The 16543-nt window shown below is 42.2% G+C and carries 12 protein-coding genes; 8 read left to right on the forward strand and 4 right to left on the reverse strand.

Annotation, left to right across the window (positions count from 1 at the left end; genetic code table 11):
* Positions 1-6: 6 nt before the first annotated feature.
* Positions 7-1020, reverse strand: a complete 1014-nt coding sequence (locus tag ACFS5N_RS02335; protein WP_377181828.1) for a PfkB family carbohydrate kinase — start codon at positions 1018-1020, stop codon at positions 7-9.
* A 150-nt stretch (positions 1021-1170) separates the two neighbouring features.
* Here ACFS5N_RS02335 and ACFS5N_RS02340 point away from each other — a divergent pair, with 150 nt between their 5' ends.
* Together ACFS5N_RS02340 and ACFS5N_RS02345 are read left to right on the forward strand one after the other, a co-directional pair.
* Positions 1171-1830, forward strand: a complete 660-nt coding sequence (locus ACFS5N_RS02340; protein ID WP_377181830.1) for a bifunctional 4-hydroxy-2-oxoglutarate aldolase/2-dehydro-3-deoxy-phosphogluconate aldolase — start codon at positions 1171-1173, stop codon at positions 1828-1830.
* A gap of 1 nt (position 1831) precedes the next feature.
* Positions 1832-2044 (forward strand): VF530 family protein, encoded by a 213-nt coding sequence (locus ACFS5N_RS02345; RefSeq protein WP_377181832.1) that lies wholly within the window; start codon positions 1832-1834, stop codon positions 2042-2044.
* Positions 2045-2147: 103 nt separating this feature from the next.
* Here the strand turns inward: ACFS5N_RS02345 and ACFS5N_RS02350 are convergent, their stop codons facing one another.
* Complete coding sequence (locus ACFS5N_RS02350; RefSeq protein ID WP_377181834.1) at positions 2148-2369, reverse strand: CDGSH iron-sulfur domain-containing protein; 222 nt, start codon at positions 2367-2369, stop codon at positions 2148-2150.
* A gap of 72 nt (positions 2370-2441) precedes the next feature.
* Positions 2442-3044, reverse strand: coding sequence for a GNAT family N-acetyltransferase (locus tag ACFS5N_RS02355; protein WP_377181836.1), 603 nt, complete (start codon positions 3042-3044; stop codon positions 2442-2444).
* Positions 3045-3142: 98 nt separating this feature from the next.
* Between ACFS5N_RS02355 and ACFS5N_RS02360 the strand changes: the two genes are divergently transcribed.
* Both ACFS5N_RS02360 and ACFS5N_RS02365 read left to right on the forward strand, forming a co-directional pair.
* Positions 3143-4885 carry an ABC transporter ATP-binding protein gene (locus ACFS5N_RS02360; protein ID WP_377181838.1) on the forward strand — a complete coding sequence of 581 codons (1743 nt, stop codon included), beginning with the start codon at positions 3143-3145 and terminating at the stop codon, positions 4883-4885.
* On the forward strand, positions 4875-6632 hold the full coding sequence (locus ACFS5N_RS02365; RefSeq protein ID WP_377181840.1) for an ABC transporter ATP-binding protein: 1758 nt from the start codon (positions 4875-4877) through the stop codon (positions 6630-6632). Before ACFS5N_RS02360 ends, ACFS5N_RS02365 begins: the two co-directional genes overlap by 11 nt.
* Before the next feature lie 2 nt (positions 6633-6634).
* Here ACFS5N_RS02365 and ACFS5N_RS02370 read toward each other — a convergent pair whose 3' ends face one another.
* Positions 6635-8821 (reverse strand): sensor histidine kinase, encoded by a 2187-nt coding sequence (locus ACFS5N_RS02370; RefSeq protein WP_377181842.1) that lies wholly within the window; start codon positions 8819-8821, stop codon positions 6635-6637.
* 105 nt (positions 8822-8926) lie between these two features.
* Here ACFS5N_RS02370 and ACFS5N_RS02375 point away from each other — a divergent pair, with 105 nt between their 5' ends.
* From ACFS5N_RS02375 to ACFS5N_RS02390, 4 genes are all read left to right on the forward strand, one after another.
* Positions 8927-9376 carry a response regulator gene (locus tag ACFS5N_RS02375; RefSeq protein WP_377181844.1) on the forward strand — a complete coding sequence of 150 codons (450 nt, stop codon included), beginning with the start codon at positions 8927-8929 and terminating at the stop codon, positions 9374-9376.
* Positions 9377-9455: 79 nt separating this feature from the next.
* The gene (locus ACFS5N_RS02380) at positions 9456-13067 is read left to right on the forward strand and encodes a PKD domain-containing protein (RefSeq protein ID WP_377181846.1); all 3612 of its coding nucleotides are present in this window, start codon (positions 9456-9458) and stop codon (positions 13065-13067) included.
* A 210-nt stretch (positions 13068-13277) separates the two neighbouring features.
* Positions 13278-15242, forward strand: coding sequence for a T9SS type B sorting domain-containing protein (locus tag ACFS5N_RS02385; protein ID WP_377181848.1), 1965 nt, complete (start codon positions 13278-13280; stop codon positions 15240-15242).
* Between the two features lie 182 nt (positions 15243-15424).
* Positions 15425-16444 carry a PorP/SprF family type IX secretion system membrane protein gene (locus ACFS5N_RS02390; RefSeq protein WP_377181850.1) on the forward strand — a complete coding sequence of 340 codons (1020 nt, stop codon included), beginning with the start codon at positions 15425-15427 and terminating at the stop codon, positions 16442-16444.
* Positions 16445-16543 lie beyond the last annotated feature (99 nt).

Here is a 16543-nt window from a genome sequence, read left to right on the forward strand (position 1 = left end):
GTGTTTTTATCGTTGTATTTTTCCTGATCGGTTGCCTTTAACCAGGTCCTGAACTTCGGCGAGTGTCGCATGGTTCATATCGCCAGGAATGGTGTGTTTTAAAGCAGATGCAGCTACGCCGAACTCGGCGGCATCAGCAGCATTCATATTGTTGAGTAAGCCATATATCAGCCCGCTGGCAAACGAGTCGCCGGCGCCTACGCGGTCGACAATGCGTACATCATAACGAGCGGTTTGGTATAGCTCATTGCCATCATAAATTAAAGCGCGGATGCTGTTATCAGAGGCGCTATGGCTCTCGCGCAGTCCGGAGGCAATGTATTTAAAGCCGTATTTTTCTTTCACCTGCTTAAATACGGTGCTATAATCGTCGGTAGTTAAAGTATCCAAATTAATATCAGTATCTTCTGAATGAAACCCCAATGTAGCATCCGGACCGATACAAACGTCTACATATTCGCAAAGCTGGATTAATACTTCGCGGGCTTTCTGGGCTGTCCAAAGTTTCTTGCGATAGTTTAGGTCAAGGCTCGTGGTAATACCTTTTGCTTTGGCAGCTTTTAGTGCCGCCAGGGTCAGCACAGCAGTGTTGTCGCCTAAGGCAGGGGTAATGCCAGAGGTATGAAACCAGTCAGCACCTTCAAATATCCGGTCGAAATCAAAGTCTGCAACTTCTGCCTCTGTGATCGAAGCATCCGCCCTGTCATAAATAACCTGCGACGCACGCATAGAAACGCCCGGTTCCAGAAAATAAAGGCCCAGCCGTTTACCACCGCGGGCTATAAATTGAGTATCAACCCCAAAACGCCGCAAGTGGTTTATCGCGGCCTGTCCCAAAGCATTATCCGGCAGTTTGCTAAAGAATACACCTTGCATACCATAATTACAAATAGCTGCTGCAACGTTGGCTTCGCCGCCGCCGTAGGTAATGTCAAAGCTGTCGGTTTGTACAAAACGTTTGTTGCCGGGTGTCGACAACCGCATCATGATCTCGCCGAAGGTTACAACTTTTTTTGACATGGAATATTCGTAAACAGGTAATTGGTTAATACTATGCGACCAAATGTACATTAAAGCAAATTAATTAGGAAGGGCTGCGAACGCAAAATAAGCGGCATCGATTGCATGAGTAAAATCTCGGTTTTAAATATTCTTTCCTAATTTTACCGCATGGACAAAAAAGCCGCCATCCTCAAACTGATCCCCGAACAGGGCATACTGCCGTTATATTTTAATAAAAGCGAACAAGTAAGTATTGATGTTTTGCATGCCTTGTATGCTGCCGGTATCAAAACTATTGAATATACCAATCGTGGTGAAGCTGCTCTTAAAAACTTTGCGCGCCTTCGTCAGGTTTGCGATCAGGAATTAGCAGGGATGTGCCTGGGCGTAGGCACTATTAAAGACGGCGCAGGTGCGCAAGCTTTTATTGATGCCGGTGCCGACTATATAATCAGCCCGGGTTTGGTTGAAGATGTCATCGCGGTAGCAAATAAAAACAATGTGTTTTGGCTGCCTGGCTGTATGACACCCAGCGAGATTATTAAAGCCGAGCAATTAGGTGCTAAGATTATTAAATTGTTCCCGGGTAATATTTTAGGTCCGGCGTTTATGTCAAGCATCAAAACGTTATTCCCTAACCTTTTATTTATGCCTACCGGTGGCGTAGAGCTAAGTGAAGAAAGTATTGGCGGCTGGTTCAAAGCCGGGGTTTGTGCGGTGGGTATGGGTAGCCAGCTGATTAGCAATGCGGTAATGGATGGCCAGAAATATACTGAGTTGACCGAGGCTACAAAAAAAGCTATAGAGATTGTAAACGCTAGTAGATAAAATGCAGGAACAACCCAATAACCCGCTTCATGGTAAAACGTTAGAAGCCATACTTACCGAGTTGGTAGCCAAGTACGGCTGGCCGGAGCTGGGCTATCGCATTCGTATCAATTGTTTTTTAGATAATCCGAGTATATCTTCAAGTCTGAAGTTTTTGAGGAAGACGCCCTGGGCACGGCAAAAGGTTGAAGATTTGTATGTGAGGGGGAAGTAATAGAAAATTTGTCATTCTGAGCATAGCGAAGAATCTTATTTAAGCGAAAGGGCAAATCGTATAAGATCCTTCACTATACTCAGGATGACAATTGAAAAATTTATTAAACTTTTTTAGGCGGCAAATCAAAAGCCACTGCATTATGCTCAAAATGGCCTTTGTGCGAGCCATCGCAAAATGGTTTGTTAGCCGACAGGCCGCAGCGGCAGATAGACACTACGGTGCGTCCCTGTAAACCATACTGATTGCCCTGCATGTCGACAATTTCGAAGTCACCTTCAATTTTTACTGATCCGTTGTTATTAATTGTAAGTTTCGTGCTCATGTTTGGATTTTGTATTTCAACAAATATAATTTAAGATTGAAGTTGCTACAGCAACAGATGCTTATTAAGAATCTATCTTAGCTTGTTTTTAAGGCGCTGTTTTACAGTACCAAACCACTCATCTTTCAAAATACTTAAGATAATTGAATCTCGGCGACCTCCGCCGGCCAGCGGGGTATGGCTGCGCAAAACACCTTCTACGGTACAACCAATGCTCTTCATGGCGGCTATGCTGCGTTCGTTACGGTTGTCGGCTCTAAATTCAACCCGTTCGGCTTTTAAGTTTTCAAAAGCCAATTCCAAAAGCAGGAATTTGCAGTTTTTGTTTAGCCCCGTTCCGCGAAAATCCTTGCCGTACCAGGTGTAACCCAGTTGCAAACTGTCATTTTTTACCTGAATATCATAAAAACGTGTGCTGCCGGCATATCGCCCGGATTTTTTGTCGAATACAATGAAAGGATATTCTTCGCCACGGGCGCGGTTATTTAGTGCCTCAGTAATATAAGCTTTCAGAGCCTCTTCGCCTGCGGCAGATTTTGAGGAGTAGGTCCAGGTCTCGGGTTCGTTGAGTGATATAGATAACAGATGGATATGGTCTTCTTTTTGAAGCGGACGTATGAATACAACGTCGTTTTCAAGCGTGTAGTCTTGTTCTTTGTCGAAATTAAGGGCCATTTTTATTTTTTTAAAGTTTAAAAGACTTTGTTGTCATAATCGTCTATTTTCTCATTGAGATGTGAAACAATTGCACAATATTTGACAAAGAAACGTACATGCCGCCAGAAAAACTTCAACCAAATCAAAAAAAAGCGCCGGGCATAAGCCACTTGCTTAAACCCTACAGTGGTTTAATAACTTTACTGTTGCTATTTGCTTTATTGAGCAATAGTATCAACTTGTTGCTGCCTAAAATCATAGCCAATGGTATTGATGCTTACACGCACCATACGTTTGATATCAAACACATTATAGTACAATTTAGCGGAGCGGTGGCCCTGATCTTTGTCTTTGCTTATCTGCAAAGTATTATTCAGACCTACGCCTCTGAAAAAGTCGCACGTGATCTGCGTACCCGGCTGGCTGACAAAATATCGCGGCAAAGCCATGCTTTTGTTGAGCAGGCCAATCCTTCAAAATTATTAACCAACTTAACCGCAGATGCCGACTCGATTAAAATGTTTGTATCGCAGGCTATTGTATCAATGGCCTCTTCGGTGTTCATTATCATAGGCGCCAGCGTTTTATTAATTACTATTGATTGGAAACTGGCGCTATGCGTTATTGCCACTATCCCGATAATTGGTGGTACTTTCTTTTATGTATTGAAGAAGGTGCGGGCGCTTTTTGTCCAAAGCCGCCAGGTTATTGATTGGCTCAATAAAATCATCAATGAAAGTATACTTGGTGCTGCGCTGATACGGGTAATAAATTCTCAGCAACTGGAGACTATGAAGTTTTTGGAAGCCAATACCAAAGCGCGCGATTTTGGATTGTCAATACTGAAATTGTTTGCCAGCCTGATACCGGTAATAACCTTTACTTCAAATATGGCTGTGCTGGCTATATTAGCTTTGGGTGGGCATTATGTAATTACCGGTACCATGACTTTAGGCGATTTTTCAGCATTTAATAGTTACCTCATGATGCTGATCTTTCCAATACTTATCCTCGGCTTCATGAGTAATATCGTGGCGCAGGCTACAGCTTCTTACAGCCGTATAGTTAACATTATTGAAGCGCCTGATATGCAAGACGAAGGCACAATAACTGACCGCATAAAAGGTGATATCGATATTAAACACGTCAATTTACAATATGGTCAGAAACCGGTATTAAAAGACGTGTCGTTAGCTGTTAAAGCCGGCGCAAAAATAGCAATTATTGGCCCTACGGCTGCGGGTAAAACCCAATTACTTTACCTTTTAACAGGTTTGATTAACGCTACCAGCGGCGATATTGAATTTGACGGAAAACCAATTAATAGCTACAATAGCGAAGCTTTTCATAGCCAGGTTGGGTTTGTATTTCAGGATAGCATCATTTTCAATATGAGCATCCGCGAAAACATTGCATTTAGCGATACCGTAACTGATGAGTCGCTTGCTAAAGCTATCGAGACAGCAGAGCTGAAAAGTTTTATCGATGGTTTGCCTGAAGGCTTGAGTACTGTGGTATCTGAACGTGGTTCCAGCTTATCGGGCGGACAAAAGCAGCGTATCATGCTGGCCCGTGCGTTGGCGCTTAATCCAAGCGTTTTATTGTTAGATGATTTTACAGCACGGGTGGATGCGGGTACTGAGAAAAAGATACTAGCCAACGTGCAACGCAATTATCCTGATTTGACGTTACTATCGGTAACACAAAAAATAGCGGCTATTGAGCATTATGACCAGGTTGTACTGCTTATGCAGGGAGAGATTATTGCTAATGGATCGCACAGGCAATTAATGGAAACAAGCCCCGAGTATGTACAGATTTTTAATTCACAACAAAGCACCAGCAACTATGAATTATAATTTGAACAAACTATCTGAACAAGCCGAAAAGAGCTCAAACCTGGCTGCGTTGAAAAAGTTGCTGCAGCTTATTAAGCATGAGCGCCCAACACTTATGCTGGCCACCGTTATTATTCTTATTAACTCGAGCTTAAACTTATTGGGGCCGCTTATAATCGGTCGTACTATAGACCACTACGTGGTGCCTAAACAATACCAGGGTGTGCTTTATTGGACAGGCGTGTTGTTTTGCATGTATACTGTTGGCCTGGCTACAAGCTACCTGCAAACCAAAATGATGGGTGGTGTAGGCCAACGTATGTTATTTACGTTGCGCAATGCTATTTTTAATAAGCTGCAATTATTACCGGTTGATTTTTTTAACCAGAATAAAGCCGGTGATTTGATATCGCGTGTCAACAACGATACCGATAAGCTTAACCAATTTTTCTCGCAGTCTCTGGTACAGTTTATAGGCAGTATTGCCACCATGACGGGAGCCGGTATTTTCTTGCTGCTCATACACCCGCAATTGGGCCTGGCAGCAATGGGGCCTATGGTTTTAATTGCAATTTTTACGATAACTGTATCGCCCTGGGTAAAACGTACCAATGCCACGAGCTTAAAAAGCACTGGCGGCATGAGCGCCGAAATACAGGAAAGTCTGAATAACTTTAAGGTTATTATTGCTTTTAACCGCCGCGACTATTTCAGAAAACGCTTTGATATTGCTAATCAGGACAATTACAAAACATCTGTTCGCGCAGGCATAGCCAATAATATATTTTTACCGGTTTATAGTTTGGGTGCAAGTTTAGCGCAATTAATTGTGCTGGTTTATGGAGTTTATCTGATCGGTAACAATTTTTCTGTCGGCTTATTGATTGCTTATCTTACCTATGTAACGTTATTTTATAACCCGTTGCGTCAACTGGCGGCGTTGTGGGCCAACTTTCAGACTGCTATGGCAGCCTGGGACCGGATATCGCAGATATTGGGTTTGGATAGTAACCTTGTTAACATAGTAGACGATCATGCCGGCGATGACGAATTGTTGATGGAATTTAAAAACGTCCATTTTGGTTATGCAGCGGAACACGAGATATTACACAACGTAAGCTTTAAAATGGAGCGTGGTAAAACTTACGCTTTGGTTGGGCCTACAGGTGGCGGTAAAACTACCACAGCTTCGCTTATTGCCCGACTGTACGACCCTAACAAAGGTGAGGTATTACTTAATGGTAAGGATATCAGAAGTTATGATGCCCATGAACGGTCTAAAAAAATTGGTTTTATTTTACAAGAGCCTTTTTTATTTACCGGCTCTGTACGTGAAAATATTTTGTACGGTAATGACACTTATCAGCATTACACCAATGAGCAACTACAACAGGTAATTCATGATGCCAACTTAAGTACCTTGCTAGCCATATTTGAAAACGGTCTGGATACCCCAATTACAACCGGTGGTGATAGTATTAGTTTAGGTCAGAAACAGTTAATAGCTTTTATGCGGGCCGTACTGCGCAACCCCGAGCTATTGATTTTGGATGAGGCTACAGCGAATATTGACACTATAACTGAAAAATTATTAGGCGACATTCTGAATAAATTACCAAAGACTACCACACGTGTAATAATAGCACACCGACTAAACACCATAGAAAATGCCGATGAAATTTACTTTGTTAATTCAGGCGAAGTAACACGCGCCGGTTCATTGAACGACGCAATGGATATGTTATTAAAAGGTAAGCGCGTAAGCTAAGGTCAGGTTATATCGCCGACTGGGTTAGTAAGGTTTTTAGGTAAGGTTACTGTAAATTTAGAACCAATATTTGGCGATGATTGTACCTGAATGGTGCCATTGTGTTTCTCTATAATGCCAAATACAATAGACAATCCGAGTCCGGTACCTTCACCTACGTTTTTGGTAGTGAAAAATGGTTCAAATATACGTTGCCTTACCTCGTTACTCATTCCAATGCCTGTATCCATAATCTCGATAGTGATATGATCGGGGAAGTCATGCGTATAGATCGTGATGCTTTCGTTGTGATATTTTTTTTTGGCTTCAATAGCTTGTATAGCGTTATTAATTAAGTTGAGCAGGGCCTGGTTTATTTTACCCGGATAGCAGTTCAGCGGTTGCAGATTATTCAGTATAGGTTTAATCTCTATAAAGTACGGAATTGCACTTCTAAGTATCACCAATGTATTTAATATCGCGGTATTAATATTTGTAGGAGTAAGGCCTTGTTCATCAATACGGCTAAAGGTGCGCAGGCTTTGTACAATTTCCGCTGTTCGGCTTGCGCCATCTTCAATGCCGTTTAAAAGCGATTTAATTTCATCCTTCAAGAAATCGGCATCTACTTTTTGCTTGAATTTATTGGCCGCGTCTAAAAGTTCAGGTTTATCCGGATTATTAGCGGCCGCTTCAAATTTTTCTAATAGCTCCATTAACTCGTCCAAATCAAGCCGCAACGGACTGACATTAGCCCCCACAAAGTTTATAGGATTATTAATCTCATGCGCAACGCCGGCAGTGAGCAAACCCAGCGATGCCATTTTCTCTGTCTCAACCAATTGTATCTGGGCCGATTTCAGGTTGTCAATTGTAACAGATAAATTTTCATTAGTTTCAATAAGTTCCTGAGTGCGGTCTTTTACTTTATTTTCAAGTACAATGTTTTGCTCAGTGATCAAGCGTTCATTCTCCTTAGCAATAGCCAGAGCCGCCAATTGCGACTCGGTATTTTGCCGGCGATAAAAGTTGATCTGATCGGCCAAAGCAACCGAGAATAATATCAGCTCAGTAATAGCGCTGTAAACTACAATGTTTGCGGTAAAATAATTGTAAGGTACAACGCCATAATTTTTACATATGGATATCATTATCGCTATAAGGAAAAATCCCCAACCCATAATAAAAAACTTTGCCGGGTTAAAACCTTTGGCATATAATATACTAACCAGCAAAATAAGTATAAGGCAGGTGAAAAAAATTGCAAAAGTAATCAGGCTGTAACCCAAGTCTGAATAGCCGTATAAGATGGCTAATAGTGGTAGCGCATAAATGACGTACAGAAGTTGATAAACATTATATAAAGGCTTTGTGATATTTTGCTTAAATCGTAAAAAATTACCGGCAAACCACAGCAAAGTATATCCAAAACAAATCCTTGTTAATGGAGTGATGTAATTATTAAGTAGTTTAAGATTATCAGAAAATAAATTATTGCCGAATCCTAGTTGTATGCCTTGAGTCAGCGCCAAAAACATAATGTAAAAGCTGTAGTACAGATAGTTTTTATCGCCAACAATAATAAATAGCATCAGGTTATAAAGGGCCATAATGGCAAACATTCCCATTATAGCCCCGTTAATTAAATTTTCAATACCACGTCGCGTAATAAACAAATCGGAGCTGCTTATCTGGATAGGGATAACCGTAGTTGCAACACTTTTTACACGTGCAAACAGCGTTATAGATGAGTCAGGTTCCAGCGGAGCATCAACCAAAGTAACGCTTTGAGTTAGCATGTTTGAACTGTTTTCGGGATCCTTTGCCGAAAGGTGCCTTAGCCGGCTATGTGTTACTCTATTGCTGTCTACCGTAGTTTCCACAAAGTAAATGTCAAACTCATCAATAACGCTTCTGCTGATGGTAATAGGTACGTCTGACTGCCGGCTGCCGTTTTTTATGGTAAACTTGAGCCATGTAATAGGTTTATTATAACTCAGACGCGGAAAACGTTCATTTAATTTATGAAAATTGTGGTTGTTTATGACATCTCTGGCTAATATCTTATTTTGAGGATCTTCTAATTCCAAAAAATATCGGTTAGTTAAATAGCGACTTTCGTCGTCGTGTATGACTAATGTGTCAGTTTTTTGCGCAAATGCACCAAGATTTAGTATCAGGCAACATAAGATTAATAATTTTTTTTTCATTTTTACAATAACAGCCGCTTGTAGCAAAAATTTGCGTTGAAATTTACCATTTCAAAAAATTGTTAAACTAAATTATAATAGCTAAACTAATCGATAAACTTAAATATGGCAATAGGTGTACTTTACATTGACGACGAAGTTAATAATTTGAATAGTTTCAAAGCCGCTTTCAGGCGTGATTTTGAAATATTTACTGCAAGTTCTGCCAAAGAGGGCCGTAAAATATTAGACAGCCAGGAAATTGGTGTTATTATTACAGACCAGCGCATGCCCGGTATGACCGGTATTGAATTTTTGGAATCAATATTGCCAATTTATCCAGATACGATACGCATTCTGTTAACAGGTTTTTCTGATATAAATGCCGTGATGGACGCTATTAACCGCGGTCAGGTTTATAAGTATCTGGTGAAACCGTGGCAAAATGACGAACTGAAAATGTACATCGAAAATGCATTGGAGATTTACAATCTGCGCAAAGAAAATAAAGAACTGGCCAGGAAACTCAACGCCGCCTACGCAGAGCTAGACGCCTTTGGCAAGCCTCGCGCTTAATCTGGCAACTAGGTTTAATAAAACTTCGTACTAATACCAATTCGCTTCAGAAAACGTTTAGCGTGTAAAATAATTTAAGTTGAAAAGGACATTTTATAAAGCAGTAATCCCCCTGTTACTCATTATAAGTGTTACGGCCAGGGCGCAAACCAACAAGGGAACCGAATTTTGGACGGCATTTATGTCGCATAATGCCGGCGTCGACGATCCTGACAAGGGCGCTTCAATGATTTTATATATCACTTCAGATATATCAACCACCGGCAGCGTTGAAATAGGCGGCTCTTTATTGCAGAATTTTTCAGTAACTGCCAACCAGGTTACTTTTATCCCTATTCCGGCTTCGGCATTTTTACAAAGCTCGGGCACTTTTCCAGCCGGTGGCATTCATATCACGTCGGCGAAACCTATAGCTGTTTATGCACATATTTATGCCGCCAATGTATCTGGAGCAACTTTGTTGTTGCCGGTTAGCGCAATGGGGAAGGAGTATATGTCGCTTAACTATACGCAGCGCTCAAATGCCGATTCTGTAAAAAATCCTGCCTATTCGCAATTTGCTGTGATTGCTACCGAGGACAATACAACGGTATCTATAACCCCAACTGCTGATTTACTTGATGGTCACTCAGCCAATACAAGTTTTAACCTCACGCTAAATAAGGGCGTTGTTTACCAGGGGCTTTCAAAGATTGATTTAACCGGGACTAAAATTCAATCCATAAGCAATAGCGCCGGTACCTGTAAAAAAATTGCTGTTTTTTCGGGCAGTACCCGTATGGCTATATATTGCCAAAGTAACGTCAAGAGTCCTAGTTCTGATAATCTTTTTCAACAAGTATATCCTACGTCAACCTGGGGTAAAAATTATATAGCAGTGCCGTTGCGGTCAAGGTTTTATGACGTGTACCGGATCGTATTGAGCGATCCGAATACCAACGTGACTTTAAATGGTACAACGCTTAACCCTGCCAGCTTAGTGAACGGTTTATACTATCAGTTTCAATCTACACAGGTAAATGTCATTTCGGCCGATAAACCTGTACAGGTTGTGCAATATTCGCCAACACAATCCCAGCGTATTGACTGTACGTCAAGCACCGGCGATATAGGCGACCCTGAGATGATTTATCTGAGCCCGATAGAACAGGGGCTTACCCACGTTACGCTGTACGCCACGGGATACTACAAAATTATAAATAGTTATATCAACGTGGTTATACCCACCGCAGCTGTACAGTCTTTTAAATTAGATGGCGTGAATTATGCATCGAGCTTCGTTCCTTTATCAAATACATCCCCTTATTCTTTTGCACAAATTTCTGTAAGCTCAGGTCCACAGGCAATTAGTAACAGCGGCGCTTCTGTGACTTCTGGTACCCACACGCTTGACGCGTCGGTGCCGTTTAATGCCGTTGTGTATGGGTTTGGTAATACGGAATCTTACGGTTATGCCGCCGGTACCAATTTAGCCGATTTAAATGAACATGTAACGCTGACCAATGCAAATACTCCCACGGTAATACAAACCAGCGGCTGCAGCAACGCAATCTACAAGGCTCAGGTTACCATTCCTTTTCAGACTACCAACATAGCATGGAAAATAGATAGTGCCGTTTTTACTGACAACAATCCGCAGGTAAAATCAACGTTGGTAAAAGACGATAAAACGCTATACACCTACGAGTACAATGCCCCGGTTAGCTTAAAGGCCGGCAATCATACCATTATAGCAACTGTTTTTAACCCGGTGGCCGATGTATGCGGATCAAGCCAGGATGTTGAAAATGATTTTTCAATAACTGACCCGCCACCGGTTGCTTTCACCGCACCGGCTACCGATTGTTATGGCGACTCGACTGCTTTTAAAGACAATACTGTTCCGGCAAGCGGCGAAACCATAAAAAGCTGGCTTTGGGATTTTGGGGATAACACTACATCCAGCTTGCAAAATCCACTGCATAAATATGCTGCGCCGGGAAATTACGATGTACGTTTAACCGAAACGGATAATAACGGCTGCAGCACGGTGTCGGCACCTAAAACTGTGCATATAATTGCCAGGCCAATTGCCGGGTTTAATTCGTCGTCACCTGATTGTGCCGGGCAAACAATAACTTTTACCAATACGTCTTCAGCTCCTGAAGGTACTATTGTAAAGTGGGCCTGGAATTTTGGCGACGGCACTGTAATAAACGCTGCTAACGGGCAAAAGCAGATACACACTTATACAACTACAGGAGACTATACCGTTAAACTTGCGGTTACTACTGCCGATGGATGTACAAGCGATACATTGACCAACGTGATCACCATTCATCCTTTACCCGTGGTTGATTTTGTGGTGCCCGATGTTTGCCTGGGCGATGTAATTACCAATTATATTAACAATAGTTCAATTGCCGACCACACCGAAAGCGAATTTACTTATCTGTGGGATTTTGGCGATCCAAATTCAACGCCTGCCAATAACCAGTCGACATTAAAAAACCCGCAACACATATATACCGCTGTTGGACCATATACGGTAAAATTGACGGTTACTTCAAAGTACGGCTGTTCGTCAACTGCACAAAAAACGTTTACTGTAAATGGTTCTCATCCAACGGCCAAGTTCGCTGTCGAAAACAGCTGCAGCAGTGATGATATTGTTTTTGACGACCTTTCATCTGTCGATGCCTATTATGTTACCAAAATTGTTTGGTGCTTTGATTATCACGAAGGTTCAGCAGCTAATGTTTATGAAACTTATGCTGACAGTACCTTACATGCTAATAAAAAATATACGCATCATTATCCTTTGTTTAATACACCGGCGCAGCAGTCTTATGTAGTAAAAATGGTTGTTTACTCCGGGCAAACCTGTAAAGACTCGGTGGTACAAACCATTAATATAAATGCTAACCCTGTAATTGCTTTATCTGCCAATGGCAAAAACATTAACACCACAAGTGTGCAAGCCGATGTTGTAATCATGTGCCAGGGCGATGCGCCGTTGCAGGTGGTTGAAGATAAAGGTGTTTACGCAGGGTTAGGTAAATTTAGCGGGCAGGGTATTTCAGCATCAGGGTTAATCGATCCGAAGCAGGCCGGAGTAGGTTCGCATACCATCAATTACCTGTTTACAGCAGCATCCACCGGGTGTACCTACGCAGCTAGTTTTGTGCTTAATGTAAACCCGCAGGCAGATGTTTCATTGCCGCAACGCTTTAATGTGCTTGAAGGTAATCAGGTTACTTTAAGGGCTTCAGCAAGCATAACGGGCGGTGGCAATCTTACCTACAAGTGGACGCCGTCCACCGGATTAAGCGCCGATAATGTGTCTGCACCGGTGGCTACATTATCAAATGATATCACTTATACATTAACAGTCACCTCTGATAAAGGCTGTGCGGTTACCGCGCAAACTTTTGTTAAGGTTTTAAAGATACCCGTAATACCCAATACATTTACGCCAAACGGCGACGGTATAAATGATACCTGGGTTATCAAATATCTAAATGACTACCCCAATGCCACCGTAGAGATATTTAACAGATATGGAGGCCGCGTATTTTATTCGAATGGCTACGGCATTCCCTGGGATGGCAGACAAAACGGAACGGATTTGCCCGTAGGTACTTACTATTACATCATAAGCCCTAACAGCGGCCGTAAACCTACCAGCGGATTTCTGACTATCATCAGATAAATCAACAACAAGTGATTTAAACTGCTCAGACAATAGTAACTTTATGAACCAATTTTACACTGTTTGAATCTTGTCGGCAAAATCGAGCAATTTATTTCAGCCTTAAATATTAGGGCATTTATAGCTGCGTTTTTTTTACTGCTTGCAAGTGCCTTACAAGCTCAAAATTTAAACACTCAAATCGTAGATAACGGTCAAACCACACAACCGATGCCCTTACCAGGCGGTGGTTGCGCTTACCAATGGAAAGTTATTGATAATCAGCAAATAGGTTTACCTGCCAGCGGTACAAGCGATATACAGCCGTTTATTGCAGTTAATAAGGGAACCAAACCTGTTACGGCGCACATCAGTGTGATGCCTGTCTCTGACGGATTAGCTTATATAACCAGTTCCAGTGCATCGTCCAATATAGTTTCTGTTATTAATACTGCGACACGTGCTATCGTAGCTACAATTCCGGTTGACAAGAAGCCTTTTGGTGTAGCTGTTGGTCCTGACGGGCGGAGAATCTATGTGGTCGATTCAAAAACATTGCCGGGAGGGGCTCCTTCAACCGGGGTTGTATCTGTAATTGATGCTATAAGTAATACGGTGGTCGACACTTATGCGGCCGGAGGAAATCCTACTAATATAGTTTTAAATTCAAGTGGTACCCGCGCGTATGTGGTTAATGAAGGCACGGGTTCTATCTCTGTACTGGATATCACGCCTAATAAAACCACCATACCGGATATCACCAACATATCAGGTGCTGTCGGTATTGCTATTAGTGCAGACGGGAGCCGCCTTTACGTAGGTAGCTCGACACAGCAACTTTATGTTATCGATGCGACAACTAATCAGATAATAAAAAAAATCCAGACCCAATCAGCCTATCCCACGTCCTTGTGCGTTAGCCCCGATGGCAACTATGTGTATGTCACTAACAATACATCCAATTACATCAGCGTGATCAATGTTACTACGGGCGATAGTAAAAATATAACCGTTGGCCTGGCGCCGTATGCTATGGCTATCACACCGGTTGGCGATAAATTGTATGTAACTAACAGGTCTGCGTCAAATACCGTAACCATTATTAATACGGCCACTGGTTCAGTGATAAAACAAATCGACATCCCGTCGTTACCCCAGGGGATATGCGTAAGCCCTAACGGTAGGCAGGTGTTTGTAGTGGGGCAGGATCCCGATGAACTAGAGGTTATAGATGTCAATACTGATCAACTTGGTGCTCCAATACCAACAGGCCATAGCGGGGCTATATCAATGGGGGATTTCGTGTCGGCGGGCATAGGTTGTAGTGCTGTACCTGTAGTTTATAGCATAACCGTAAATCCGTCGCCTACTATTGACGATCCGGGCAGCGTATCTATACCGCCGATTCATTATGGAACTTCAATATCTTCGAGTGTTATTGAAGTTAGCGGTACTAACCTTAAAGGGCCGCTTACAGTAACCGCTCCCGACGGTTTTGAAGTAAGTACAGACGACATCAGTTTTAAAAATGCGGTGTCTGTAGGAGCGGCAGGTGATATTGCAGCTACCGAAGTTTATATACGACTTAAAGCCACGGCCCCCGTTAACACTTATCATGGCTATGTGGTGTTAAGCAGTACCGGCGCCGTAAGTGTAAATGTGTTTGTAGATGGCACAGTTTTGCCTGCTCAGCTAAATATCGCAGCCGATAATGCCAGGAAGTTTTATGGAGATCCGTTACCTGTGTTTACCTTAACTTACACCGGCTTTGTAAACGGCGAAAATCAGTCGCAGTTAACTGTTCAGCCCATTGTTAAAACTAGCGTAACAACCTTATCACCAGTGGGTAAATACCCGATAACTGTAAGCGGAGCCGCAGCTTTAAATTATGTTATTACCTATACTGCCGGAACTCTGGAGATAGTAACGGGCGACATCAGTATAATCAATACTTTTACGCCCAATGGCGACGGGATAAATGATACCTGGGATATCAAAAATCTGAATTTATATAGCCAGTGCACCGTTGAAGTATTAAACCGTTACGGCGAAAAGGTTTTTTACGCTAATGGCTACCCCAAACCCTGGGACGGTACGTTTAACGGCCGGCAGCTACCCGTTGGAACATATTATTATATCATCAAATTAAAACCCGGCGCTAAAGCCCTGACAGGCCCGGTTAATATTGTAAGATAATACATAGCAGGAGGATTTTATTTATCGGCGTATTTAGGTAGATTAAAGCAGAAAGATTATATTCGGTAAATTAAATTTATATTTATAAAATAAACCATTTATAAGCCAGTTTATTAGGTTGCATCTGCTAATTTACCTGAGTTTAATGTGAGTGGGGTATTAATTGGGGCGATTAATTTTCTATGAAAAGAAGTATACTGTTATTGGTGTTTTTAGTAGTGGTTATAAAAATGGCTTCTGCACAACAGTTGCCTCAATATACACAATATGTTTTTAACAACTTTTTGCTTAACCCGGCCGTTGCCGGTATTGAGAATTATACTGACGCCAAATTAGGCTATCGCAGTCAGTGGACTGGCCTGAACGGCGCGCCGGTAACAAGCTTTTTGTCGGTAAACGCACCTATTGGTACTGATTTTACTCAAGGCGACGCTACTGCTTTTCCGGGTGGGGGCGATGTTAACCCATCTAGTCGTCTATACACACAAAATTATCAGGCATCGGCTCCTCATCATGGCATTGGTTTTACCTTAGTGAACGATAAAGCCGGGCCTATTACGCAAACCAATTTTGCCGCGGCTTATGCTTACCATTTAGGTTTGGCGCCCCGTTTAAATATGTCGGTGGGGGTTTCGGCCGGTATCAATCACATTAGCTTAAATACATCCGAAATTACGCTGGCTACGCCGCTCGATCCGGCGATAGCTAATGGTAATAACAGCCAGTGGAAGCCAGACCTGGGCGTAGGTGCCTGGTTATATTCGGCCGATTTTTATGCGGGTATATCGGTGCAGCAACTTTTAAAACAAAACTTATATTTCAGCACTTCAACCACAGCTATTGATGTAAGCCAAACCGTTCCGCACGTATTTCTAACTGCCGGCACAAAGCTATATGTGTCTGATGATATCACTTTATTACCATCGGTTTTGGTAAAAGAGATTAAACCGGTACCATTAACTTACGATTTGAACCTGAAAGCGTCTTTTCAAGACAAGTTCTGGCTCGGTGGTTCATACCGTCATAATGACTCGTTCGGCGTTCTTGCAGGCTTTAATCTAAGCTCGTTTATTAATGTGGGTTACTCATATGACATTACTACATCCTCATTAAATACGGTAAGTAACGGTACGCATGAAATTGTGATTGGCCTGCTGTTGAATAACAGATATCAGGTTACCTGTCCGCAGCACGGGTTTTAACCCGCGAGGCCCCTGAAAGGGGAGGGTTAATCTAAAAACATAAACAGCCCATTGTAAAAACAATGAGCTGTTACTAACTCTTTATAACTCCCCCCTTAG

This window comes from Mucilaginibacter ximonensis (genome assembly GCF_042686265.1).
In the GTDB taxonomy this organism is placed as follows: domain Bacteria; phylum Bacteroidota; class Bacteroidia; order Sphingobacteriales; family Sphingobacteriaceae; genus Mucilaginibacter; species Mucilaginibacter ximonensis.

Coding starts and splice junctions, on each gene's coding strand:
- ACFS5N_RS02335 (WP_377181828.1), bottom strand. CDS start 1,020: ATGTCAAAAAAAGTTGTAACCTTCGGCGAGATCATGATGCGGTTGTCG.
- ACFS5N_RS02340 (WP_377181830.1), top strand. CDS start 1,171: ATGGACAAAAAAGCCGCCATCCTCAAACTGATCCCCGAACAGGGCATA.
- ACFS5N_RS02345 (WP_377181832.1), top strand. CDS start 1,832: ATGCAGGAACAACCCAATAACCCGCTTCATGGTAAAACGTTAGAAGCC.
- ACFS5N_RS02350 (WP_377181834.1), bottom strand. CDS start 2,369: ATGAGCACGAAACTTACAATTAATAACAACGGATCAGTAAAAATTGAA.
- ACFS5N_RS02355 (WP_377181836.1), bottom strand. CDS start 3,044: ATGGCCCTTAATTTCGACAAAGAACAAGACTACACGCTTGAAAACGAC.
- ACFS5N_RS02360 (WP_377181838.1), top strand. CDS start 3,143: ATGCCGCCAGAAAAACTTCAACCAAATCAAAAAAAAGCGCCGGGCATA.
- ACFS5N_RS02365 (WP_377181840.1), top strand. CDS start 4,875: ATGAATTATAATTTGAACAAACTATCTGAACAAGCCGAAAAGAGCTCA.
- ACFS5N_RS02370 (WP_377181842.1), bottom strand. CDS start 8,821: ATGAAAAAAAAATTATTAATCTTATGTTGCCTGATACTAAATCTTGGT.
- ACFS5N_RS02375 (WP_377181844.1), top strand. CDS start 8,927: ATGGCAATAGGTGTACTTTACATTGACGACGAAGTTAATAATTTGAAT.
- ACFS5N_RS02385 (WP_377181848.1), top strand. CDS start 13,278: ATGCCCTTACCAGGCGGTGGTTGCGCTTACCAATGGAAAGTTATTGAT.
- ACFS5N_RS02390 (WP_377181850.1), top strand. CDS start 15,425: ATGAAAAGAAGTATACTGTTATTGGTGTTTTTAGTAGTGGTTATAAAA.